At 45.1% G+C, this 23,096-nt stretch carries 24 protein-coding genes; 9 read left to right on the top strand and 15 right to left on the bottom strand.

Annotated elements, in window-relative coordinates; translation table 11 throughout:
- Positions 1 to 114: 114 nt before the first annotated feature.
- Together thiL and CLV31_RS17855 are read left to right on the top strand one after the other, a co-directional pair.
- Positions 115 to 1,143 carry a thiamine-phosphate kinase gene (gene thiL / locus CLV31_RS17845; RefSeq protein WP_111394435.1) on the top strand — a complete coding sequence of 343 codons (1,029 nt, stop codon included), beginning with the start codon at positions 115 to 117 and terminating at the stop codon, positions 1,141 to 1,143.
- 354 nt (positions 1,144 to 1,497) lie between these two features.
- Positions 1,498 to 1,842 (top strand): type II toxin-antitoxin system HicB family antitoxin, encoded by a 345-nt coding sequence (locus CLV31_RS17855; RefSeq protein ID WP_111394437.1) that lies wholly within the window; start codon positions 1,498 to 1,500, stop codon positions 1,840 to 1,842.
- A gap of 90 nt (positions 1,843 to 1,932) precedes the next feature.
- Here CLV31_RS17855 and dtd read toward each other — a convergent pair whose 3' ends face one another.
- Genes dtd through CLV31_RS17880 form a run of 5 tightly spaced genes read right to left on the bottom strand, consistent with a single transcriptional unit; the run spans position 1,933 to position 4,703 of the window.
- Positions 1,933 to 2,385 (bottom strand): D-aminoacyl-tRNA deacylase, encoded by a 453-nt coding sequence (gene dtd, locus CLV31_RS17860; protein WP_111394438.1) that lies wholly within the window; start codon positions 2,383 to 2,385, stop codon positions 1,933 to 1,935.
- The gene (locus tag CLV31_RS17865; protein WP_111394439.1) at positions 2,382 to 3,101 is read right to left on the bottom strand and encodes a Rossmann-fold NAD(P)-binding domain-containing protein; all 720 of its coding nucleotides are present in this window, start codon (positions 3,099 to 3,101) and stop codon (positions 2,382 to 2,384) included. The genes dtd and CLV31_RS17865 overlap by 4 nt, the downstream gene beginning before the upstream one ends.
- Complete coding sequence (locus CLV31_RS17870; protein WP_111394440.1) at positions 3,098 to 3,721, bottom strand: thioredoxin family protein; 624 nt, start codon at positions 3,719 to 3,721, stop codon at positions 3,098 to 3,100. Before CLV31_RS17870 ends, CLV31_RS17865 begins: the two co-directional genes overlap by 4 nt.
- A 41-nt stretch (positions 3,722 to 3,762) precedes the next feature.
- On the bottom strand, positions 3,763 to 4,176 hold the full coding sequence (locus CLV31_RS17875) for a YkvA family protein (RefSeq protein WP_111394441.1): 414 nt from the start codon (positions 4,174 to 4,176) through the stop codon (positions 3,763 to 3,765).
- A 5-nt stretch (positions 4,177 to 4,181) separates the two neighbouring features.
- On the bottom strand, positions 4,182 to 4,703 hold the full coding sequence (locus CLV31_RS17880) for a DUF7935 family protein (RefSeq protein ID WP_111394442.1): 522 nt from the start codon (positions 4,701 to 4,703) through the stop codon (positions 4,182 to 4,184).
- Between the two features lie 113 nt (positions 4,704 to 4,816).
- Between CLV31_RS17880 and CLV31_RS17885 the strand changes: the two genes are divergently transcribed.
- A complete protein-coding gene (locus tag CLV31_RS17885) occupies positions 4,817 to 5,131 on the top strand; it encodes a HesB/IscA family protein (protein WP_111394443.1) in 315 nt (104 codons plus the stop codon).
- Between the two features lie 35 nt (positions 5,132 to 5,166).
- Positions 5,167 to 5,661 carry a DUF6265 family protein gene (locus CLV31_RS17890; protein WP_111394444.1) on the top strand — a complete coding sequence of 165 codons (495 nt, stop codon included), beginning with the start codon at positions 5,167 to 5,169 and terminating at the stop codon, positions 5,659 to 5,661.
- On the opposite strand, the gene CLV31_RS17895 is transcribed toward CLV31_RS17890, so the two are convergent.
- The 4 genes from CLV31_RS17895 to CLV31_RS17910 all read right to left on the bottom strand — a co-directional run bounded on the left by CLV31_RS17895 (position 5,658) and on the right by CLV31_RS17910 (position 8,492).
- Positions 5,658 to 6,116: a DUF4268 domain-containing protein gene (locus CLV31_RS17895; RefSeq protein ID WP_111394445.1), complete on the bottom strand. Its 459-nt coding sequence runs from the start codon at positions 6,114 to 6,116 to the stop codon at positions 5,658 to 5,660. The genes CLV31_RS17890 and CLV31_RS17895 overlap by 4 nt on opposite strands.
- Before the next feature lie 5 nt (positions 6,117 to 6,121).
- The gene (gene folB / locus CLV31_RS17900) at positions 6,122 to 6,487 is read right to left on the bottom strand and encodes a dihydroneopterin aldolase (RefSeq protein WP_111394446.1); all 366 of its coding nucleotides are present in this window, start codon (positions 6,485 to 6,487) and stop codon (positions 6,122 to 6,124) included.
- Positions 6,487 to 7,464 carry a DivIVA domain-containing protein gene (locus CLV31_RS17905; RefSeq protein WP_111394447.1) on the bottom strand — a complete coding sequence of 326 codons (978 nt, stop codon included), beginning with the start codon at positions 7,462 to 7,464 and terminating at the stop codon, positions 6,487 to 6,489. Before CLV31_RS17905 ends, folB begins: the two co-directional genes overlap by 1 nt.
- A 107-nt stretch (positions 7,465 to 7,571) precedes the next feature.
- The gene (locus CLV31_RS17910; RefSeq protein WP_111394448.1) at positions 7,572 to 8,492 is read right to left on the bottom strand and encodes a WD40 repeat domain-containing protein; all 921 of its coding nucleotides are present in this window, start codon (positions 8,490 to 8,492) and stop codon (positions 7,572 to 7,574) included.
- A gap of 36 nt (positions 8,493 to 8,528) precedes the next feature.
- Between CLV31_RS17910 and CLV31_RS17915 the strand changes: the two genes are divergently transcribed.
- Together CLV31_RS17915 and CLV31_RS17920 are read left to right on the top strand one after the other, a co-directional pair.
- Positions 8,529 to 9,158, top strand: a complete 630-nt coding sequence (locus tag CLV31_RS17915; protein ID WP_111394449.1) for a 4'-phosphopantetheinyl transferase family protein — start codon at positions 8,529 to 8,531, stop codon at positions 9,156 to 9,158.
- Positions 9,159 to 9,171: 13 nt separating this feature from the next.
- Positions 9,172 to 9,750, top strand: a complete 579-nt coding sequence (locus CLV31_RS17920) for a thioredoxin domain-containing protein (protein ID WP_111394450.1) — start codon at positions 9,172 to 9,174, stop codon at positions 9,748 to 9,750.
- Here CLV31_RS17920 and CLV31_RS17925 read toward each other — a convergent pair.
- The 3 genes from CLV31_RS17925 to CLV31_RS17935 all read right to left on the bottom strand — a co-directional run bounded on the left by CLV31_RS17925 (position 9,744) and on the right by CLV31_RS17935 (position 13,179).
- Positions 9,744 to 10,589 (bottom strand): transglutaminase-like domain-containing protein, encoded by an 846-nt coding sequence (locus CLV31_RS17925; protein ID WP_111394451.1) that lies wholly within the window; start codon positions 10,587 to 10,589, stop codon positions 9,744 to 9,746. The genes CLV31_RS17920 and CLV31_RS17925 overlap by 7 nt on opposite strands.
- Positions 10,590 to 10,624: 35 nt before the next feature.
- Positions 10,625 to 12,241 (bottom strand): acyl-CoA carboxylase subunit beta, encoded by a 1,617-nt coding sequence (locus CLV31_RS17930; protein ID WP_111394452.1) that lies wholly within the window; start codon positions 12,239 to 12,241, stop codon positions 10,625 to 10,627.
- Between the two features lie 137 nt (positions 12,242 to 12,378).
- The gene (locus CLV31_RS17935; protein ID WP_111394453.1) at positions 12,379 to 13,179 is read right to left on the bottom strand and encodes an N-acetylmuramoyl-L-alanine amidase family protein; all 801 of its coding nucleotides are present in this window, start codon (positions 13,177 to 13,179) and stop codon (positions 12,379 to 12,381) included.
- On the opposite strand from CLV31_RS17935, the gene CLV31_RS17940 reads away from it, so the two are divergent.
- A complete protein-coding gene (locus CLV31_RS17940; RefSeq protein ID WP_220084350.1) occupies positions 13,178 to 15,970 on the top strand; it encodes a putative LPS assembly protein LptD in 2,793 nt (930 codons plus the stop codon). The genes CLV31_RS17935 and CLV31_RS17940 overlap by 2 nt on opposite strands.
- Here CLV31_RS17940 and CLV31_RS17945 read toward each other — a convergent pair.
- The gene (locus CLV31_RS17945; protein WP_111394454.1) at positions 15,967 to 17,181 is read right to left on the bottom strand and encodes an arginine deiminase; all 1,215 of its coding nucleotides are present in this window, start codon (positions 17,179 to 17,181) and stop codon (positions 15,967 to 15,969) included. The genes CLV31_RS17940 and CLV31_RS17945 overlap by 4 nt on opposite strands.
- A gap of 212 nt (positions 17,182 to 17,393) precedes the next feature.
- Between CLV31_RS17945 and CLV31_RS17950 the strand changes: the two genes are divergently transcribed.
- Positions 17,394 to 18,140: a DUF4197 domain-containing protein gene (locus CLV31_RS17950; protein ID WP_111394455.1), complete on the top strand. Its 747-nt coding sequence runs from the start codon at positions 17,394 to 17,396 to the stop codon at positions 18,138 to 18,140.
- A gap of 382 nt (positions 18,141 to 18,522) precedes the next feature.
- Here CLV31_RS17950 and lysS read toward each other — a convergent pair whose 3' ends face one another.
- Together lysS and CLV31_RS17960 are read right to left on the bottom strand one after the other, a co-directional pair.
- Positions 18,523 to 20,229, bottom strand: a complete 1,707-nt coding sequence (gene lysS, locus CLV31_RS17955) for a lysine--tRNA ligase (protein WP_111394456.1) — start codon at positions 20,227 to 20,229, stop codon at positions 18,523 to 18,525.
- A 151-nt stretch (positions 20,230 to 20,380) separates the two neighbouring features.
- Positions 20,381 to 21,559, bottom strand: a complete 1,179-nt coding sequence (locus CLV31_RS17960) for a proline dehydrogenase family protein (protein ID WP_111394457.1) — start codon at positions 21,557 to 21,559, stop codon at positions 20,381 to 20,383.
- A 154-nt stretch (positions 21,560 to 21,713) separates the two neighbouring features.
- Here CLV31_RS17960 and CLV31_RS17965 point away from each other — a divergent pair, with 154 nt between their 5' ends.
- Complete coding sequence (locus tag CLV31_RS17965) at positions 21,714 to 22,787, top strand: bifunctional 3-deoxy-7-phosphoheptulonate synthase/chorismate mutase type II (protein WP_111394516.1); 1,074 nt, start codon at positions 21,714 to 21,716, stop codon at positions 22,785 to 22,787.
- The last annotated feature ends 309 nt before the right edge of the window (positions 22,788 to 23,096 follow it).

Below are 23,096 nucleotides of genomic sequence, written 5' to 3' on the forward strand. Positions count from 1 at the left end.
TGCGAAAACCTACCTACAGTAGGCAGGTCTGTGTCTTTTTCTGTGAAAACTTGCCTGCTGCAAGCAGGTCTGCGGGAAATAAAAAACGTATTAATTCGAAAATTGTAAATCCAAATGTCAACTAAGAGAACAGAAATCAGTGAATTGGGTGAGTTTGGCCTAATTGACCATATTAATAACAGAGTACAACTCAAAAACGCCTCCACGCTGAAAGGCATTGGAGACGATGCTGCGGTGATCGATGCAGGTGACCATGTAAAAGTCGTTTCCACAGACTTGCTTTTAGAAGGCGTGCATTTTGATCTGGCCTATGCCCCACTCCCTCATGTAGGTTTCAAAGCGGTGGCTGTCAACGTCTCTGACATCGCGGCCATGAATGCCATTCCCAAACAAATCACGGTAAGTATCGCACTCTCCAACCGATTCTCGGTAGAAGCAGTAGATGCGCTGTACGAAGGAATCAACGCAGCCTGTGAGCACTACGGAGTGGACTTGGTCGGTGGAGATACCACGGCGTCCCGAAGCGGGTTAGTGATCTCAATCACCGCCATCGGCGAAGCCAAAAAGGAACAACTCAGCTATCGTTCCGGAGCCAAGGTGAATGACATCCTTTGCGTGACCGGAGATTTAGGGTCAGCATTAGTGGGTTTGCAGATCTTGGAGCGGGAAAAGCAAGTCTACCTTTCCAACCCTGACATGAAACCCGAACTGGACAAATATACCGTGGTGACCAGTCGTCAACTTCGACCCGATGCGCGAATGGACATCATCCATGAACTCCGAGAACTCGGAGTGGTGCCAACTTCCATGATGGATATTTCAGACGGATTAGCCTCGGAGATTTTCCATATCTGCAAAGCATCAGGAGTGGGCGCAACGATCTATGAAGACAAACTTCCGATCGATAAGCAGACTTTTGACACTGCGGTAGAACTGAATATGGACCCGATTACCTGTGTCCTCAATGGAGGAGAAGATTATGAATTGCTTTTCACCATTGATCAAAAGGACTTTGCGAAGTTGGAAAAGCATCCGGATATCCATTTTATCGGACACATCACAAAGCCTGAGGAAGGAAAATACCTGGTGACCAGAAGTGGAACTGCCGTGCAGCTGAAGGCCCAGGGCTGGAAACATTTCTGAAGAGACAAGATTTTAGAAGCGAGAAACAAGACAAAAGCCGGATAGAAATATTCGGTTTTTTTTGTTACATTTTGCAACTGAAAATAAGTTGCTAAGGTTAATGACAAAGCTGGATAAGTTAAAGGCAAGAATACTTCAGAAGCCAAACGACTTCACATTTCAAGAACTGGAGCCCCTTCTTTTTGGGCTTGGGTATGAAGAAAAAAAAACTGGAAAAACCGCCGGATCACGAAAAGCCTATATCCATCCACTAACCAAATCCATTATCCGACTCCACAAACCACACCCAGTTCCAATTCTAAAAAAGTATGTCATACTAGAGGTAATTGAAATCCTCACCAATCAAGGATACTTATGAAAAATACCATCACTTATAAGAATTTCATTGGCTCCATTTCATTCTCCTCCGAAGACGAAGTTTTCCATGGGAAAATTGAAGGGATTGATGATTTGGTTACGTTTGAAGGAACCACGGTGGAAGAAATGAAAAATGCATTTCGGGATGCGGTGGAAGATTATCTGGAACTCTGTGCCGAAATCGGGAAGAAACCCGAAAAGTCCTACAAAGGCACATTCAACGTTCGAATTAAGCCTGAATTGCATCAAAAAATTGCCAGAAAGGCCCTGATCAAAGGCTACTCCCTAAACCAGTTTGTGGAGAAAGCTTTGGAAGATTTTATGGTCAAAGAGCCGGATTGACTCCCCATTTTGGACATATGATTTCGGATTTGGGATGTCGGATTTCGGTAAATCCCAAAATCCGACATCCGAAATCCCCAATCCGAAGTTTTAGACCTTATTCTTCGTATCCATCACGATCGTCACCGGTCCATCATTAATCAGACTGACTTTCATATCGGCACCAAATTCTCCCGTTCCGATGGATTTACCGAGTTCGGTTTCGAGAGCGACAATCATTTTTTCATAAAGTGGAATGGCTACATCCGGTTTAGCTGCCTTGATGTAGGACGGGCGATTGCCTTTTTTGGTACTGGCGTGAAGAGTAAATTGAGAGATGAGCAAAATCTCTCCATTGACATCCAAAAGGCTTCGGTTCATCACTTCATTCTCATCGGGGAAAATGCGGAGGTTAACGATCTTTTTGGATAGCCAATCAATATCCTCAGGGCCGTCCGCGTCTTCGATTCCCAGGAGAATCATCAGACCAAGACCTATTTGGGCTTTTATTTTTCCATCGATTTTCACCGAGGATTCACTGACGCGCTGGATGACGGCTATCATTTCGAAAGGTCTTGCATTTGGCCGGAGGAGAGGATTTCAACCGACGAGGAATGAGAAGAAAGGGCAGTTTTTACCATGGCTTTGGCCACCTGATGATCGTAGATCGGACGGATGTTTTTGGCCAATTTGAGCCAAACTAAGGGCTTCATAACGATGGAAGCCACTTGCTCTCCAAATCGAAATTCATGTCGGTTCCCCAACAGAAGGGATGGACGAAACAATCCCAAATAACTGAATTGAAAAGCTTTCAGATCTTCTTCTGTTTCCCCCTTCACCTTATTGTAAAAGATAGCCGATGTCGCATCTGCGCCCATGGCAGAGACATACAGGAATTTGGAAGCCCCCAGTTTTTTCACCCAGGCGGCAAACCCAATCACCAAATCATGATCGATCGCATAGAATTTCTCCTTCGAACCCGCCACTTTGATCGTGGTCCCAATACTGGAAAAGGCATGGATTTCAGCTTTTTTTTCCTTGATCGCATCCAGTAGATCATGGTTCTCACCCCCAAGTGACTCAGAGCGGACTTTCCCTTCCCAATCCCAAGAAGAAAGTTTAAAAAGGTCCCCGTCAATTTGGATTAGTTTGTTGTGTTTCAAAGCGAGTTTCCTACGCCCCACACTGAGGATAAAATCATACTGTGCACTTTTCATCAGCTGATGGAGCAATTGCATCCCCACCAGCCCTGAGGTACCTGAAAGTATAGCAATCTTCATTGAATTACAGTCGATTGGATTAAGGGTAACAGCTCCGACTCCAACTCTTGGTTTTTGTTTCGGGCATACCAAAGATGCAAAGTTCCCGAAAACTCTTTATAGCTCAATCCTTTGGAATCTCTTTTATATTCCATCACTTGCTCATGGGCAGAAGGGGGTCTTGGCCCCCAGGTGAAAAGCTCACAGGTGAGATCTGCAGTCATTCCGATTACTTTTGGGATGGAACGTGTCCCTTGAGTCAGGTATTCATCCATCACTTCAGGATGCTCGTCGCGAAGAATCAAACGCACTTGGATGTGTGGATTGAGCTCGGCAAGTTTGATGATATAGGGAATATTTTGAGCAGCATCTCCGCACCAAGCCTCGGTAATCACCAACCAGATTTGATCTTCGGTGATCGCTTCCACCACTTCCCGCATCGTTTCAGACACTTTAGCAGTCTTATCCCATCGATTCATCCGCTGCACATTCATGCGGGTATAGTCGAGGTAAGCTTCGGAGTGATTTTGGCCTGTAGTTTTATTTTCTGCCAAAAGCTTATCGATCAATTCCCGGTAAGCTTGGTACGTCATGGCATGATTGATCAGATCACGGGTGATCGATCCCAAATGTGGCTCCATAAAATAATTGTTGGTTTGATCTTACTGCCAAACAGAGAAAGCTAAACTTGGGTTCGCTCCCATTCCAAAAATTGCTCGACCTCATCTTTGACTTTGGCATAGACCGCCAAGACCACCGAGAGATCATCTGCAAATCCGATCACTCCCAAAAAATCCGGAATCAAATCGATCGGCGAAAGAAAATACACCAAAGCTAAGACGATCAATCCCAAGGTGCTAAATGCGATCTTATGCTCTCCTCTAAAGTGGGCTTTGATCATCCGGATAAAAATCTGAATGGGCTGAATGAACTTCTGGACCTTGGGGTTATTTGCAACTTTGGAAAGCTTGGCAACCACACTTTGGACCAACTCCACCAACTTTTGCTCTTGTCGGACGATGACTTCTACCTGTCTCCCAAAGAGTGCTTTTGCTTTTTCCAATATTCCCGGCTTAGGTTCTGAGTAGGAGTTCATGCGTATTAGAAATAAAGTTGGATTTCAGATTTTACCTGCTTCAAAGCGAAATTGATCGCGTCATTTTTACGCTCCAAAGAAAGTGCGAAGATCGCTTTTGCCAATTCCATACCAGATGCATCTCCATCCAAAGATTGTCTGCTGAGATTGATGATTGTCGTGACTTCCTCCACGGCTCGACGCACCGCTTCCCAGGTTTCCTCGGAGAAATACACCTGCTGACTGAGGTTGTGATTGAACTCCTCCCGGACTTCAGAAAGTAACATGGGATGAAGTTCAGAGGCAGTGAATTGAGAAGGATTGGATCTTCTCACCAAGTTGTTGGGCGTGATTCGCTCCAGCAAAAGGCAAAGCCGCTCGGCAGCCTGAAGCCTGATGGGCAGGATCACTTGAGAATTTTGCGTTTTGAGTTCGACCAGCATTTTCTCCCGATCCTTGGACAGAAAGGACATGACTACAAGGTACATCCCATAAAGTACCGCGCCGGCAGGAAGAATAATTTTGAGAAGGTCAAGAAGGTATTCCATGAGTCGTTTTTTCTATTCGAATATCAGTAAATCTTTGGTGTCAAAAAACCGGCCGAAGTCCTATTTTTGACCCAAAATTTGAACCAAAGCTACCCATTTTTGATTTTCACCGCATGCTGATTCCCATTCAAATCACCCCAAAAGCTGAGACCGAGATCAAGGACATCATGGCCAACAAAAACATCCCTGCGGGCTATTTCCTCCGTGTGGGCGTGAAGGGCGGTGGTTGTGGCGGCATGTCTTATGCCTTGGGTTTTGACAAGGCCAAGCCTGAGGATCAGCAGTTTGAGATCAATGGCATTCCCGTTTTGATCGAAAAAAAACACTACATGTTTTTGATGGGCATGCAGATTGATTTCTTCGAAGGAGACGAGGCAAGGGGATTCACGTTTATAAATCCCGATATTCCCAAGCGACATGATCAGTGATTTTTTGTACCTTCTGAGTCTTAAACCAAAAGAACATGAAGGCGCTTCTCCCCATTTTCCTTTTTCTGACAATAAGTCATTGGTCCTTCGCCCAAGTACGACAGCTTGCTCCCGGGCAAAACCCCGGAAAAGGAACGGTAGCCGAATTTGATTGGCTGGTAGGATATTGGACCGGAACCGGACTGGGCGGAGACTGTGAAGAAGTATGGATGCCGGAAGTGGACGGTCATATGATCGGCACATTTCGGTTTTGGGAAAATGGAGCGTTGGTCTTCTCAGAGTTTATGAATCTGGTCCAAGACGGAGAAAGTGTCACTATGAAACTGAAGCATTTTGGGGCAGACTTCTTGGGTTGGGAAGAAAAAGAAGAATGGACGACTTTTGAACTGATTGAATTGGGAAAAAACAAGGCTTTCCTCAATGGCATGACCATCGAACGAAAGGGAGATCAGCTGATTTTTCAGGTGAACATTTCCGAAGGAGGAGAGCCTAAAATCGAGACCTTTACCTACACCAAAAAATCACTTTAATAATCCTCGAACCCCGGTTTTACATTGTCCCAAAACTCATCCAAGGCAATGATTCTGGGTTTGAGAAAGGAAATGATCTTCGGCCAGTCTTCTTTCTCGAGTACATTGACACTGGGCAAGATTTTTTCGATTTTGGTGACGGTCTGACCAAGCTCGTTTTGAGCATGAAGTTGCCAGTCCCACTCCTCTCCAAGACTGCCTTTAAGTAAATTTTTCAACTCCTTAAACTGATCAAAAAACAACTCCTGAAGCTCAGGGTCGGAATGTCCAAGCTCTATACCAATAGAAGCAAACCCTCGCTCGGCACGCATTCGAAAGTAAATATCCTTGATTCCTGTCTTGTAATTGGGCCAGTTGATCTTTCGTCCTTGAGCATTGGGCACGGGCTTCATGTACAGCCCAAAAGCAATCCAGAAGTCAGTCCGGATTTTGGAAAGTTCGGCTCGGGAATACATGAAACTCAGGCAAAATCTTCAGGGTAGCAAACCGTCACCGCCGAGTACTGTACGATTCCTCCGAGTGCGGGATGATGTTTTTTCAAGGTAAGCTTTACGCTTTTCACTCTAGGGTAAGCCTTTAAAATATCCGATACGATCCGATGCCCAAGGTGCTCCAACAGCTTGACCTTGACATCCATTCGGGCCTTGATCAACTGATAAAGTTTGGCATAATCCACGGTATCTTTCAAGCTATCGTGAAGCATGGCTTCCTTGAAATCGGTCTCCAACTCTAAATCCAAGGTAAACCGATTGCCCAAGATGGATTCCTCAGGGTAGGCTCCATGATAGGCGTGAAACTCGATCCCCTCCAATGCTACTTTACCCATCAGTCAAATTGATCAAAAAACGACCCTGAAGATTTCTTGGAATCCTCAGATGCAGGTTCTTTTCGAACCGACTCTACTTCAGCTTTGGGAGATTCCGGCAATTCTTCCACGATTTCCTCCTCCTCTTCCATGGCCGGCTCTTCCTCTACTTTTGGCATGGGTTCTTCTTCCACAATCGTTTCCTCCTCGGCAGGCAACTCGCCCATATCTTCCAGGTCATGCTCAAATGCCTCAATAGTCTCCTGAGTTTCGTCGTCCAAATGGGCTGAAGCCATATCCTCCTCAAACTGATTTTCGGGTTCGTCCTCTGTGTGGGGCACTACGCTCGGGATCGTCGTGGCAAGTGTAGCCACATTAGCGACGGTGAAGTGGCTGGAGCGGCTCAATTCTTCCACTGCTCTTTGATATGCCTTTGCATCTATTCTGAAAAAATGTGCATCAGAAAGCTCTATTTGATTCAGGGCATCCTGAGAAAGCCGCTTCAGGCTTTTCACCAAGGCCTCCCTTTGCTCCAACAACCCGTCATAACTTCGGACCAAGCTCTGCATACTTTCGCGGATTTCTTTGATCGTTTCTTTCGCTTTTGCTTCAGCAGCGGAAGTGATGATTCTGGCGTTTTCATCTGCTTGTTTTTTTAACTGTTCCGCATATTGCTGAGCCTGTTTAGTGGTGCTTTCCGCTAGTTGATTGGCTTCACTGATGATCTGATCCGCTGCCTCAGAGGCTTCGGTGATGATGGCCGCACCTGTATCCTCTGCTGTTTTCAGTGTACGGAAAAGCGAGTCTTCCACATCCTTCAATCTCTTCGCCTCCCCCTCTACTTGTTGGAGCCGACTTCTCAACTCAAGATTCTCTTGATTGATCTGCTCCATAGCCACACTCATTTCCTCGAGGAAATCGGTGACCTGTTTTTTCTCAAATCCTCTGAAGGAGGTTTCAAATGCCTTTTGGCGAATAGCGGTTGGGGAAATCTTCATGTGCTTCACATTTTTTTAAAAGCTGTCATCCAAAGGCTAATAAGGCTTCGGAAGAAATTCCGCATGGTCTGTCCCTTTCTCAAAGGACTAGGTTACCCTACGGGCTATTATAGGTTATCAACTTCGATTTGCCAGATAGCTATCGTTCGATCATCGGATACCGACACGATATTACCCGAATAAGTACTCCATAGGACTTTATTGATAGAAGTACCATGCCCTGCATTTCTGGCCTTATCGATGACTTTCAGGAGCTTGTGATTCTCCACATCCCAAACCTTGATCGACTTATCCATGGAGCAGGTAGCCAAGTATTTTCCGTCCTCCCGGTAAGATAAATAATTAATGGCATACATGTGTGCCACGATGTTTTGATCAAGAGTATAATTGACAGAATTCCAAAATTTCAATTGAGCATCTCTGGCCCCGGAGACCAAAAGTGTCTCATCAGGAGAGAAGCCCAAAGCAAAAATGGAATTGGTATGCCCTGAAAGATTGGCGATGGGATGAAGACCATTGGCAAGATCCAGCACCTTGATGGTGTGATCGCTCAATCCTACTGCCATCTGACGCTTGGTCCGCGCAATGGATAGCACCCGGATACTCTTTGAACTCAACTTGATGTGCTTTTTGATCGCACGCTCCGTCATATCGACCACGACCAAGACTCCGTCACCGGTCCCCACAAAGAGTTCGTTTCCAAAGATCTTGAGATCAAAAATCGCCTGATCGGTCAGTTTAAGGCTCCAGATTTCTTTGTTTTCATTCAGATCAATGACGTGAATTCCTTCAAAATTATGGCCGATGATTAAGTGATTTTTTTCGCGATCCACTTCGAGGGCATATACTGAATGAGGAAGTTTGGCGATCAGCTTTCCGTCCTTGGGGCGGTCAAGGTCCCATTCCACAACCATTCCATCGCCTGCACCTGTATAAAAAAATCGGGGATCACTCCCCTCTGCCAGCGCATAAATGCAATCGTTGTGACCTGTGAGTGTATGTAATTTATTTACTTGAATTTTTGACATATATTGAAAGATCACTCATCGGCGCCATTGAGCCCTATGCAAACAAAAATAGAAAAAATTGACTCTTCCTCAGCTTTGGCCGTGAAGATAATCGAAGAGCAAGAGTACAAGGATTTGGAATTTCTAAGCTTTCGTGAAAAACTTTCCTTCGCAAACATCTCCCACCCGGATAAAAAGAGGGAATGGGCCACGGCCAGATTGGCAATCTTTGATGCCCTTCAACAACTTCAAATCCCATATCCGGGATTTTTCAAGGATGAACATGGCAAATCCCAATCCATGAATGGTCAGGGGTTTGTCTCCTTAACCCATACACTTGGATTTGCAGGAGCTATCTTTCATCGAGAACAGCCGGTGGGGATTGACATGGATCTAATCCGTGAAAAAATCCTCGGCATCGGGTTCCGATTTCTAGATCCCCAAGAACTTAATTTTCTGGAAAAAGACCCAGCCCACTACACCATGGCCTGGTCAGCGAAAGAATCTATCTTTAAATGCCAGGGTAAACGAGGGGTTTCCTTTAGGGAAAATATCTTATTGGAACCATTCGCTCCAACCGACCAGGTGATAAAGGGCAAAATTAGAGGTACGGACTTTGCGGACCATCATTATGCCGTAGAAGTGCGGAGATTAGAAAATGTGATTTTAACCTATACCATTTGGTAAACTCCCGAATTTTATGAAACGTCTGACCCTCCTATTTGCCTTGCTTTTGAGCCTTAATTTTATAGCCAAAAGCCAAAATTACAGTCAATTATCCTCCACCGATGCAGAGACCGGCAAGGTATTGGAGCTTGGAAAAATGGTCAGTGGAAAAGGGATTGTTTTGATTTTTCACAGCCTAAATTGCCCATTTGCGAAAATGTATGAGGATCGGATCAAATACCTGAGGTCCAATTTTCAGAATCAGGGGATTGCCTTTGCGCTTATCAATCCTGAAGTAACCAATAGTGAAGCGGACCAGATCCCTCTCCGGGAATACATTGATCAGAGCGGACTCAATATGTCCTATTTGATTGATGCCGGACAAGGTTGGACCAAAACCTTTCAAGCTAGTAAAATTCCGGAAGTCATTGTCCTGACACCAAGTGCCAATGGTTTGGAGATCAGATACCGTGGCGCCATCGACAACAATCCCCAAGCTGAAACTGCCGTAACTGAAAGACATCTTGAGCGTGCCTTAAACCAAATCCTGAAAGGTGAAATGCCGATGGCAAGCCAAGTAAGAGCAGTAGGCTGTAATATTCGAACCTATTGATTCTCCAGGATAGCGATCATTTCGCGGACCTCTTCAACCTTGCCAGTCTCGCCCAGTTTTTCAAAGGCATTACCCAAGTTTCTCAATGACCTCAGGATTATATCCATGTGGGAGCAAGGTTCAAAAAACTCCTCTTTGGGCTCCAATTTCAAATGCTCAAGATAGTTGACAATATCCTGCCTGCTAAAAATCAATCCTTTGTTGAAGGCATTAATATAAAATGTCTGGTCAGCACTTTTATAGGTTAGCACAAATAGGTTGGGCAAATTGACCCCGTAAATGGGGAGCCCAAGTTTTTTAGCTACCAGCATGTAAATGGCGCACAGGCTGATGGGGTTGCCCTTTTTGGTATCGAGCACATTGGACAGCATGCTATTGCCGGGAGAATGGAAATTTTTGGTATTGGCCGAAAACCGAAGCGTGTTAAACAGAACATTATTGATGGTCCGAACCTGATCATAGGGTTGGAGGTCATTGTTAAATGCAGTCCAGACTTCAAAATAAATCTGATGCATTTCTGCATTCAGCTTGGCAAAATCCAGATCAGGATACTGATACGTATTGACAATCCAAAGGCCCGTGAGCAAGTCACGATCCTCTGAATTTTTCCATTCGGCCAGTCTTTTTTTCAACAATCCAAACTGAAGCTCATGGACCAACTCTTCGATTTCCTTTTGAAGTTCCGGATTGAAACTGTTTTCCCATTTTTGCTCCAGAAAAGGAATGATTTCGGCACCAATCGCCATGATTCGGTCCCGCACGTGTGATTTCACCTCCCAATCCGGGTCATCCAGCAGAGAAACCAATGCATTCAATTGGGAGGGACTCAATTCATCCATATTGGGTAAGTCTGAATAGTAAGTTAATCAAAAGATCAGGTCTGTATGACGCCTACGTTGAATCTTTCAGTAATAGGGGCATGATTTGCCGCTGCAATCCCTGCGCTGATGACTTTTCGGGTTTCCCTCGGGTCAATAACTCCGTCCACCCAAAGTCTTGCCGCCGCATAATAAGGACTCAACTCCTCATTATATTTTGCGACGATCTCATCCAACAACTGTTTTTCCTCTTCGGGAGAAATCTCTTTTCCACTTTTCTTCAAGGATGCCACTTTGATTTGCAGCAGGGTTTTGGCTGCTGATGCTCCGGACATGACGGCCATTTGAGCAGTCGGCCAAGAAAAGATCAGCCGGGGATCATATGCCTTTCCGCACATGGCATAATTACCTGCCCCGTAAGAATTCCCCACTACAAGGGTGAATTTGGGAACAACTGAATTGGCCATCGCATTGACCATTTTGGCTCCGTCTTTGATTATTCCCCCATGTTCAGCTTTGGAGCCCACCATAAATCCACTGACATCCTGAAGGAAAACCAGAGGGATCTTGCGCTGATTACAGTTCATGATAAACCGAGCGGCTTTATCAGCAGAGTCGGAATAGATCACACCGCCCATTTGCATTTCGCCTTTGGCAGTTTTCACGATTTTTCGTTGATTGGCGACAATCCCAACGGCCCATCCGTCAATCCTCGCAGTGCCGCAAATCAGTGTTTTGCCATAGTCTTTTTTGTACTCCTCCAGTGAACCTTCATCGATCAGCCCTTCGAGTACCTGGTGCATATCGTAAGGTTTGGCCCTGTCTATCGGAAAAATCTCCAAAAGCTTTTCCTGAGAAAGGGAAGGCTGCTTGGTTCCAATCCGGTCAAAACCAGCTTTGGGTTGGTCTCCAAGAGTTTCAAATATTCTGCGAATCGCGTCCAGGCATTCCTGATCATTTGCATATTTATTGTCTGTGACACCTGAAATCTCGCAATGCGTGGTCGCGCCACCGAGGGTCTCATTGTCTACATTTTCTCCGATGGCCGCTCTGACCAAATAAGATCCGGCCAAGAATATTGAACCCGTCTTATCCACAATCAAGGCCTCATCGGACATGATCGGAAGATAGGCACCTCCGGCCACACAACTTCCCATAATGGCGGCTACCTGTACGATTCCCATAGCGGACATTTTTGCATTATTACGGAATTGTCGGCCAAAATGCTCTTTGTCAGGGAAAATTTCATTTTGCATCGGCAGAAAAACCCCGGCACTATCTACCAGATAAATGATGGGTAATCTGTTTTCCATCGCAATCTCCTGGGCCCGAAGGTTCTTTTTGGCCGTCATCGGAAACCACGCACCGGCCTTCACGGTGGCGTCATTGGCTACGATCACGCACATTCTGCCACTGACCATGCCAATTCCAGTCACTACCCCGGCTGAAGGGCAGCCTCCTTCTTCCTGATACATGCCATCAGCCGCAAAAATTCCGATTTCCAAAAATTCCGAATCTTCGTCGATGAGGTAATCTATCCGTTCCCTTGCAGTCAACTTCCCTTTTTCGTGTTCGGCAGCAATTCGCTTAGGGCCTCCTCCTAACTTCACTTGAGTCATTTTGCTCCGGAGCTCCTCCAGATAGTTTTCAAAAGTGAGGGTTGTTTGTTCCATTTGAAATTGATAAAGTTAATTTGGGTTTACAGCTTTAAAACTCCAAACCAGGGGTTGAAGTTTGCTGGCTAAGATACAGAAAAGCCCTTTCCCAAACGGAAAAGGGCTTAAATCCTTTAGTTTCAAAAAGAAAGAAATCAATTCATTTCAATTTCATTTTTATAATCCCGAATGGAGCGATAAATCGCAGAAGCCATGTATTCCTGTCCTTCTTTACTCATCAGAAAGCGCTCTTCTTCAGCATTGGACAGAAATCCCAACTCCACCAATACACTGGGCATAGAGGGGGTCCAGAGCACATAAAAAGGCCCCTGCTTTACTCCCCGGCTTTTCCGGCCTACCTTATCCCTAAACTGGGTTTCGATATGATCCGCCAAAGTAATACTGTTGCCGATGTAGGCTTTTTGCATCAGGTTAAACATCATATAGGATTCAGGAGAGGTCGGGTCAAATCCTTCGTACTCTTCCTGATAGTTTTCCTCCAGAAGGATCACCGAGTTTTCCTTTTTCACAATGTCAAAGTTGGCCTCAAAATGCTTGGTTCCCATGACAAAAGTTTCGGTTCCAAAGGCCGACTTGTTTGGGGCAGAATTGGAATGAATTGAAACGAATAGGTCTGCTTTATTGATATTCGCAATGTTTGGCCTTTGTTTGAGGGTAGGAAAGCTGTCGTCCTTTCGGGTATAGATCACCTCCACATCGGGCATATTTTCCTTGATATATTTTCCGACAAGTAAGGTAACTGCCAGATTGATATCCTTTTCCCGGGCTCGGGATCCGATATTTCCGGGGTCACTTCCCCCATGCCCGGCATCCAGGACAATTTTTTTCATCCGAAATTTGGGCATCATCGTTTCATTCGGAATAAAACCACCAAAGAAAAAAGGAATAGCAATAAGAAAACTTAAGAGAATTTTTTTGTTATTGAACCGTTCCATGAGGGCAATCGAATTAACTTTACGCGAAATATCAATCAAATTAAACAAAGCGCAAGCAGCAGTGTCGGGTTTTAGAATCCTTTTTTTAATCATCTTGGGACTTTGGATCTTACCCCAAAAGGCGGACGCGCAACGACCAACTCAGCCTCAGCGAGAACGGAGACTTATAGCCCCTGACACGCTTTCATCGCCCTCTCCCAATTCAAGAATTTCTGACACCCTACTCACCAAGCAGGACACTTTGGTCAGACTCGACTCGGCAAATATTGTGCCTAGAAGCGATATCCAAACGGATATTCTCTATTTCGCAGAAGATAGTATCATTACTGATTTTGTAGAAAACAAGGTCTACCTCTACAAAAAAGCATGGTTTGAATATGGCCAAATGCGCCTTGATGCGGATCGGATTGTCATCGATTGGAAAAACTCAGAGCTTTATGCCTCGGGCGTAACCGATAGTGTAGGAACGATATCCGGGAATCCGTTTTTCAAGGATGGCAATTCGGTCTATGAAATCCGCAAAGAGATGCGGTATAATTTCAAAACCCAAAAAGCTATCATCAAAGATGTGGTCACGGAGCAGCAGGACGGTATCCTTCGAGGTACAACCATCAAAAAATCCTCAGATGGAAGTATCTATATGGACCACGGGTATTACACGACCTGTAAGCTCACCCATCCCCATTGGCACATTTCCTCGTCAAAAATCAAATCCATCTCTGGAAAACAGGTAGTTTCAGGACCATTCAACCTCTATTTCAATGGAATCCCCACACCCTTGGGATTACCATTTGGGCTTATTCCTGATACACCTGAAGAAAAAGCTTCAGGCATCATTTTCCCCTCCTATGGCAAGGAACAAGTTCGAGGATTGAGCCTGAGAGACATCGGGTACTATTTTGCCTTCAATGATTACATTCACTTAAGGTTGACCGCCGATATCTACTCCAAGGGTGGCTGGGGCGTCAAATCTCAATCCGTATATACCAAGCGATACCGATTTAACGGTGGATTTAATTTGGATTTTCAAAAGTTTGTAAGTCCTGAGACAGAACTCAATCCGGTGGATTACAACACTTTTCGGGTACAATGGAATCACACTCCCCAAAGTAGAGGCACAGGGAGATTTTCTGCTTCTGTCAACGCAGGTTCGACCAGTTATTTCAACAATATCGTAAACCCCACTAATTTCACCAACAACGTCACCGCGGATCTGAGTTCGAATATTTCTTATTCCAAATCCTTCACAGGGACACCTTTTTCTCTTTCTGCCAATCTTCGTCACTCCCAAAGTGTTCAAACCGGCGAAGTAAGACTCGATTTGCCCACGATTGGGGTGAATATGAACCGTCAGAATCCATTTCGAAATGTCAAATTTGAGCCACTAAAAACCCTAAATGTGGCTTGGAATTTCAATCTTCAAAATTCTATATCAAACCGCATTCAGCAACAATTCGGCGTAAACAATCCCGAAGCAGGCTCCAGACCGGAAACCATTCCTTTCAATCTGGATAATTTTGGTCTGTTGCTCAGAAACGGAAATAACGGTGCCCGAAACACCATTCCTCTTAGTTCCAATTTTACCCTGTTCAATTACTTCACGGGCACAGCCTCAGTCAACTATACCGAACTGTGGTATATGCAGCGGTATAATTACTACTATAATCCCGCCACTCAACGGGTGGACCGAATCACACAGGAGGGATTTAATAGGGTAGGATTCTATAATACTTCCTTTGCCATGAACACCAACTTCTATGGGTTCTACAATTTCAAAGGGAATGGAAAACTTCAAACGATCCGACATCACATCGCACCGACCTTTTCATTCAACTTCAATCCTGACTTTTCTGATCCAGCCTACGGGTATTATCAGGAAGTACAAAGTGATGAATCAGGTCGTATCCAGCGGTATTCCCGACATCAGGGGTTGATTTATGGAGAGGCTCCCCGTGGCGAGTCAAGGGCTTTGAGTTTGGGTATACGGAATGTGGTGGAGGCCAAAATCAAAACTCAAACCGACAGTACTGAGGGAGAAACGAAAAAAATCCCGCTGCTTGAATCCTTCAATATCAATACGGCATACAATTTTGCCGCGGATTCATTCAAGCTTTCCCCTTTCCAGGTTTCCGCCCGGACGAGTCTTTTTGACAGGAAGCTATCCGTCAACTTAAGTAGCTCGATCGACCCTTATGCCGTACTTTCCCAAGAGCAAAATGATGGAAGAGCAAACTTTCGAAGAATCAACGAATTTGCTTGGAGTAGAGGTCAGGGGATTGGGGTAATTCGAAACGCCACGCTTAATCTCAATGCTTCCCTCAATCCACAAAGTGGTCAAAATCCCGGTCAGGTCCGTGATGAATTAACACAGGACTTCCTTCGCCGGGGAGGAATGATGAATGAGTTTGTAGAAAATGAAATCAACCGTATCGTAGCTGACCCCAGCCAATATATCGATTGGAATATCCCTTGGAATCTAACCATAGGCTACAACCTATCCTACGCCAGGCAAATCAACAATACAACGAATGTCACCCAAGCAATGAACCTCAGTGGTGATGTGTCCATTTCCGAAAAATGGAAAATCAATTTCAACACAGGCTACAATTTTGACCAAAATGAGATCACCCAAACCATGATCGGAATTGCCAGAGATCTTCATTGCTGGCAAATGAATGTCAATTGGGTACCCTTCGGTCGATTTACTTCCTACAATATTGACATCCGGGTCAAGTCCAGCATTCTTCAGGACCTCAAGGTTTCCAGAAGAAGGTCCTTCTTCGATCGCTAAACCCTGGACCGGCTCAAAGGCATGGTCATACACCTTGGTCCTCCCAATCCTCTGGAAAGCTCAGAGCTGGGAATCTCCAACACTTCTACCCCCAAGTTTCTCAAGGCGCGGTTAGTGTGAATATTTCGGTTATATGAAATCACCCTTCTGGGTCCCACCGCAAATACATTGGCACCGTCAAACCATTGCTCTCGCTGAGAATAATCCGAATTGCCATCACCGGTAGACAACACCTCCAAATGCGGAATTTCTCTCCCTAATACGGTCAAAAGCGACTCCTTCAATACTTCTCGCTTGATGTTCACCCGATCTCCATTGACCTCCTTGAGCGTGTAAAGTGAGGTTTGCAATACCGCATTCATCGCATCCGGATAGGCAAGTACCAAATTTTCATCCAACACGGTGAAAACCGTATCCAAGTGCATGTACTGCCTCTTTTTGGGCAGGTGGACTTCATACACTCGTTTGACCGTCCCTTCCCCCAGAAGCGCTTTTGCGGCATGGTAGATGGCTTTTTCATCAGTTCGCTCCGAATTGCCGATCGCTACTGCCTCATGGGAAAGGATGATTACATCTCCTCCTTCAATGCTTGGAGGCGTATCATGCCCATTGATCGGATAGAGCGTATGCACATGCTCTTTAAACTCGGGATGATTTTCAAAAACGGTTCGTAGCAGATCCGCCTCCCTTTGACGGCCCTCCATTTTCATGGAAGAAAAAATGATCCCTCCCGGAGTTAAGGCCATCGGATCCCGCTGAAAATAAAGATTGGGACACGGTGCGATAGCAAAAGCCGAATCCATCAGTTCTCCAGCATTAAGTGAAGGAATTTTTCGCTTGAGTTCATGGATTTTCAATCCGGCAGTCAAGATCGTGGCACATTCAGCCGTAGAATATCTACCCAAAATTTCCTCAGCCAAATAACCCAGCCCGGATCTTTTGAGTGAATCCTGCATCAATTTGAGCAGAATTGTCTGATCGTACAGAACCCGAATAAGCAGTTCCCGAAGTTGATACACCATGGCACCGGTGGTTTCTTTGATCAAATTGGAAAAAGTATCGTGTTCTTTTTGGAGAGCCTCAAGATAAGGCACGTCCTCAAACAGTAAGTATTCTTTGTTGTAGGGAGTAAGCCGATCGATTTCTTTGCCCGGTCGGTGCATCAGCACGGCTTTGAGTGTCCCAAATTCTGAATTGATCCTCAGGTTCATATTTCTATATTTTCAAAAACTCAAGTCAATAATTTCCAATTTATAAACAATACCGAAAAAATTTTGACCAATTCGCATTTTTTACACCTTTTTGTTTTCAGACTTTATTATCAAAGAACCAGTGAATAAAAAAAGAAATGGCTTGGTTTTGGCGTGACCAGAAACTCAACCAAGCAAATCCAAGTTTAAAACTTAAATCATCCTAACCACACATGACTATCTGGTCCAAATTTTCAGCATTTTCTATTCTTTTGATTTTTGTTTTCTCACTTACCTCCTGCCAATCCACCGCGCAAATCGGAAAATTTCTGGAAAAGGCAGGACAAGTCGCAGGCAATCCAAGTGCCGCTGAGATTACCTCAGGCCTGAAAGAAGCTCTGGAGAAAGGTACCGGAATCAGCACCGATCGGCTATCCCTGGAAAATGGTTACTTAGGTAACTTGGACGTCAAAATCCTATTCCCTGAAGAAGCCCGACAAGTAGAGCGGACTCTTCGGAATATCGGCTTGGGCAATCTATGCGATCAAGTGATCACCAGTCTCAACCGTGCTGCAGAGGATGCTGCCAAAGAAGCCAAACCCATCTTCACCGATGCGATCAAGCAGATGAGTTTTCAGGACGTACAGCAGATTCTTTTGGGGGAAAACAATGCCGCAACGCAATATTTTCAACGGACTACCACCAATTCTCTTTCTGAAAAATTCTCTCCAGTTATCGATGGAAGTTTGAATAAAGTAAATGCCACCAAATTTTGGACGGATGCCATGACCCAGTACAATAGGGTTCCTTTGGTCAAACCTGTAAATACCGACTTGACTGCTTATGTAACTGAAAAAGCCATTCAAGGTCTATTCGTAGAAATCGCAAAGGAAGAGCTTAAAATCCGGCAAAATGTAAACGCCCGAACAAGTCCTTTGCTTCAGAAAGTATTTGGCTACGCTGAACGAGAAAAAAAGTGAACAGTAATCAGTCGTAGAACTTGTGCCGAGCTTTGGTCACCGAGTTTTTCGAGGTGGTCGAAGCAGGCAGGGTTTGAAAGTCAGAAGGTTGAAGTCAGAAATCTGAAAAAGTAAGTAGTCGCAGTAAGCTGTCGCTGAGTGGAGTCGAAGCCTTTTTAGCCGAAAAAAATAGAACAATTAATGGCGAGCCTTTAAGGTAAGATCAAAAAGCCGCGGTGAGTGGGGACACTCACCGCAGTTTTTTGAAATCTGTCAAAATCTGTGGATTTTTCTGCGAAAACTTGCCTGCTGCAAGCAGGTCTGCGGGAGACCCCCAGATACAAAAAAAAGAAAAGCTGGATTTTGGTCCAGCTTTCTTTGCTTTAAGATATTTGATGCGGTTTTAACCTACCAAATCCACTGTCAGGCTCTCCCCTTCCTTGGTCACTTTCACCAAGCCTTTTTGAGAAAGTCCTTTCATAGACACGTCCCACTTTTTGCCGCTTAGGCCGGATTGGGCTTTGAGGTCAGGCAGGGAAGCCGGATGGTTTTTGCCCAGTAAATCCATAATGACTTTTTCCTCCTCGGTGAGTTCGACCGCCTTTTTCTCAGGTCTCATCTGAGGGAAAAACAATACTTCCTGAATCGTGGAATTATCCGTCAACAGCATAGTCAATCGGTCAATTCCGATTCCCAAACCTGCTGTCGGAGGCATACCGTACTCCAAAGCCCGAAGGAAATCTTCATCCATCGCCATCGCCTCATCATCCCCGCGTGCGGCAAGTTTCAGCTGCTCCTCGAACCGCTCACGCTGATCAATCGGATCGTTGAGTTCGGAATAGGCGTTTGCAATTTCTTTTCCATTGACAAAAAGCTCAAATCGCTCCACCAGTCCGGCTTTGCTGCGATGCTTTTTGGCCAATGGCGTCATCTCAATCGGATAATCGGTGATATAGGTTGGCTGCACCAGATTGGCTTCTACCTTGGCACCGAAGATCTCATCGATCAGCTTGCCCTTGCCCATCGAAGGATCTACTTCGATACCGAGTTCCGCACAAACTTTCCGCAAACCTTCCTCGTCCATTTCGCTGACATCCACCCCGGCATATTCCTTAATAGAATCAAACATGGTCAGTCTTCTGTAAGGTCCTGCGAAGTCGATCTCTTTTCCTCCTACCGTCACTTTGGTATCCTCATGAATGGAAAGGGTCACTTTTTCGAGCAATTGCTCCACCATTTCCATCATCCAGATGTAGTCCTTGTAGGCCACATAGATTTCCATGGAGGTAAATTCCGGATTGTGAGTTCGGTCCATGCCCTCGTTTCGGAACATTTTCCCAAACTCATATACCCCGTCAAAACCACCTACGATCAATCGCTTGAGGTATAATTCATTCGCGATCCGCAAGTAAAGCGGCATATCCAGGGTGTTGTGGTGGGTCATAAAAGGCCGCGCAGCCGCACCTCCATGGACTGCCTGAAGAATAGGCGTCTCCACTTCCAACCAACCCCGATCATCAAAATACCGACGCATGTTGGAAATAATGCGAGACCGGGTGATGAAGGTCTTCTTGAATTCCGGATTGACCGTCAAGTCCACATAGCGCTGCCGATAGCGCTGCTCAGGATCGGTAAAGCCATCATACACATTCCCTTCTTCGTCTCTTTTCACGATGGGTAGTGGCTTTACAGCCTTGGAAAGAACCTTCAACTCGGTCACGTGAAGCGAAATCTCTCCGGTTTGAGTGGTAAAAATGTATCCTTTCAACCCAACAAAATCTCCGATTCCCAAGAGCTTTTTGAATACGGTATTATACAGGGTCTTATCTTCTTCAGGACAGATATCATCCCGACGAACATAAAACTGAAGACGTCCTGTTGAATCCTGGATTTCTCCAAAAGAGGCCGAACCCATGATCCGGCGGCTCATCAATCGACCCGCAATGGAAATGTCCTTATAATCGGTTTTTCTGTTTTCGTAGTTTTTATGAATATCCTCCGCAGTGACATTGATCGAAAAAGACTCCGCCGGATAGGGATTGATGCCCAAGGCGTAGAGTTCTTCCCGGTCTTTTCTGCGTTCTAGTTCCTGTTCGCTAAGAAGTTGCATTTATGTTTATTTGTTATTGTTGTCCGATGTCTGATGAACGATGTCCGATGATTTCAAACATATCAAAGGACTCTTCATCGTTTACTATTCACTTTTTACTACTTACAGATTACTACTCACTGAAAACTGAAGACTACTTACTGTCAACTGCTCACTTCCCACTTCTCCTCCTCTTCATCTCCCTTTTCACCAGTTCAAACTCCCGGCTGCTTTGTCCGGCAATTGAGGTGTTTTCGGCGGCACGACGGGTGAGGTAAGGCATTACTTTTTCCACCGGTCCATAGGGTACATATTTCACCACATGGTATCCGGCCTTGGCCAGATTGAAGGATATCACATCACTCATCCCGTAGAGCTGAGAGAAATAAACCCGATCTGATTTGGGTTCTATACCATGCAGATTCATCAGTTCGGTCAGTTGAAGGCTGCTTTTCTCATTATGCGTCGCGCAAACGAGATAAACTCCGCTTTCAACACTGTATTTGATCGCCGCATCATAGTCTCGGTCTGTGGCCGCCTTGTTGGGTTGAATCGGGTCAACATAACCCATTTCCTGAGCTCTTTCCCTTTCTTTTTCCATGTAGGCTCCACGAACAGGCTTGGCTCCAAAGAGATATCCACTTTCCAAAGCCACTTGATGGGCCTTTTTCAATCTTTCCAAAGAATCATGCCGATACATCTGATAGGTATTATAGACCACACAGCGCTCACGATTGTATTTTTCCATGGCTTCATAGGCCAGGTCATCGATCACATTTTGGAACCAGGACTCTTCGGCATCCACCAAAATTTTCAAACCCAAGTCATGGGCTGCTTTGCAGAGTCGGTCCACACGGCCTTTTAATTTGGAGAAAGCAAGCTCCTCTGCGGCACTCAGCTTTTCTCCTGCCTGAATCTTTTCCATGATATGGTAATCTCCCAACCCGGTGGTTTTGAACACCCCAAATGGCATGTAGTCCGTTTTGGCAGATTCGACCATGGTTTGATAAATCTCTTCACAGGTTCGGTCAAAGGACTCCTCATCCCCCTTCCCTTCCACGGAAAGATCCAAAATGGAATGAACCCCATACTTGGCAAGTTTTCGACATGCTTCGATACTTTCCGCGATGGTTTCCCCACCACAAAAATGGCCAAACATGGTCTTTTTCATGATCCCTTTGACCGGAAGTTTGAGTTTGAAGGCCAAATTGGCCAATCCAATACCGAGATCAGAGATCAGATTGTTGTTAAGCGTTGCGAAAATCAGGTACATTTTCCGGAGTTCCGCATCAGTTTTGGAAGCAAAGGCCACTTCCAGATTCTCAAAAGAAATTTTGGGTTTGACGGGCATATCGCTCATTTAAGGCTGCAAAGATATCAAAAAAACCTCAGGCACTTCCGCTTTGTTCGGGATTTGCCTGAGGGAATCAATGGAAAAAACCAGAATTTTTATCCCAAAGAAACTTTGGCCGGAGTACACTAGTTTTGCAGCTATGAACCCAAGTATGACTAACCTTTTCCCTTTCCCGGAATTAAATTCCGAAAGGCTCCCATTCCTCATTGCCGGCCCCTGCAGCGTAGAAACTCCCGAGCAACTTCACGCCACCGTAGCCCAACTGGTGAATAAAGGAATCCAACTTATCCGTGGGGGTGTCTGGAAGCCAAGAACCCGGCCCAATGGATTTGAAGGAGTGGGGACTTTGGCCTTGCCATGGATAAAGGAGGTCAAAAGGGAGTTTCCTGTCAGGTTTGCCGTTGAAGTAGCTTCTGCCAGTCATGTAGAAGAAGCGCTTAAAGCTGGTATCGATGTACTTTGGATCGGGGCAAGATCTACCGTAAATCCGTTTACCGTTCAGGAGATCGCCGAAAGCCTGAGAGGAATAGACATCCCTGTGTTAATAAAAAACCCGGTCAATCCCGATTTGGGCCTTTGGTTGGGAGCTTTTGAAAGACTGGAAAGTGTGGGTTTGAACAGATTGGGAGCCATTCATCGCGGATTTTCGAATTATCGGGACAAAATCCACCGCAATTCCCCCATGTGGCAAATCCCGATCGAATTCAGGACTATTCGCCCGGAAATCCCCATGATCAACGATCCAAGCCATATTTCAGGAAGGAGGGATTTGGTTCCATCTATTGCCCAAAAAGCACTTGACCTCAACTTTGACGGCTTGATGATCGAGTCGCATGTTCGGCCTGATGCCGCTTGGACCGATGCAGCCCAGCAACTTACCCCTGAGGTACTCGGAGAACTAATCGGAAAACTCAAAACCCGAAAAATCCACTTCGAGGCTCCAGAAACCCTCCACCAACTCGAGGAAATCCGTCAACAAATCGATGAGGCGGACAGGGAAATGCTAGAAGCATTTGCCCGGAGAATGCACTTGGTAGAAAAAATCGGAGAATACAAAAAGCTGAATAATGTAGCTGCATTTCAGCGGGAACGCTGGCAGGAAGTGTTTGAATCCCGACCGGAATGGGGCAAAAAACTAGGTTTGAATCCAGAAGCGGTCGAAGAGATATTTCGAATCATCCATCAGGAGTCGATTAGGAAACAAACGGAGATATTGGATCAATGAGAGGCTAGAGGCGAGAAACAAGATGCTAGACATAAGACACAAGTATCAAAACTCAGGTAGCTTTTCCAAAAGTCTAAACTTTGGAAAAGCTTTTAAACCAAACCTTACCGAATATCCTTACAGTTTGAATTCAGTCGATACAAAAATTTTTAATAAGTCAATTTTCAAAATTTTATATCGATTTAATAAAATAAATCAATACATCATTACAAAACCAGCTTCTAAAAACCAGTTAATTGAAATATTCGCAAACTTTAAGCCTTTTCAATTGAAAGTCTTCAACAATTTCTTCAAAAAATAATTTTGGAT

Source organism: Algoriphagus aquaeductus, assembly GCF_003253485.1.
Taxonomy (GTDB): domain Bacteria; phylum Bacteroidota; class Bacteroidia; order Cytophagales; family Cyclobacteriaceae; genus Algoriphagus; species Algoriphagus aquaeductus.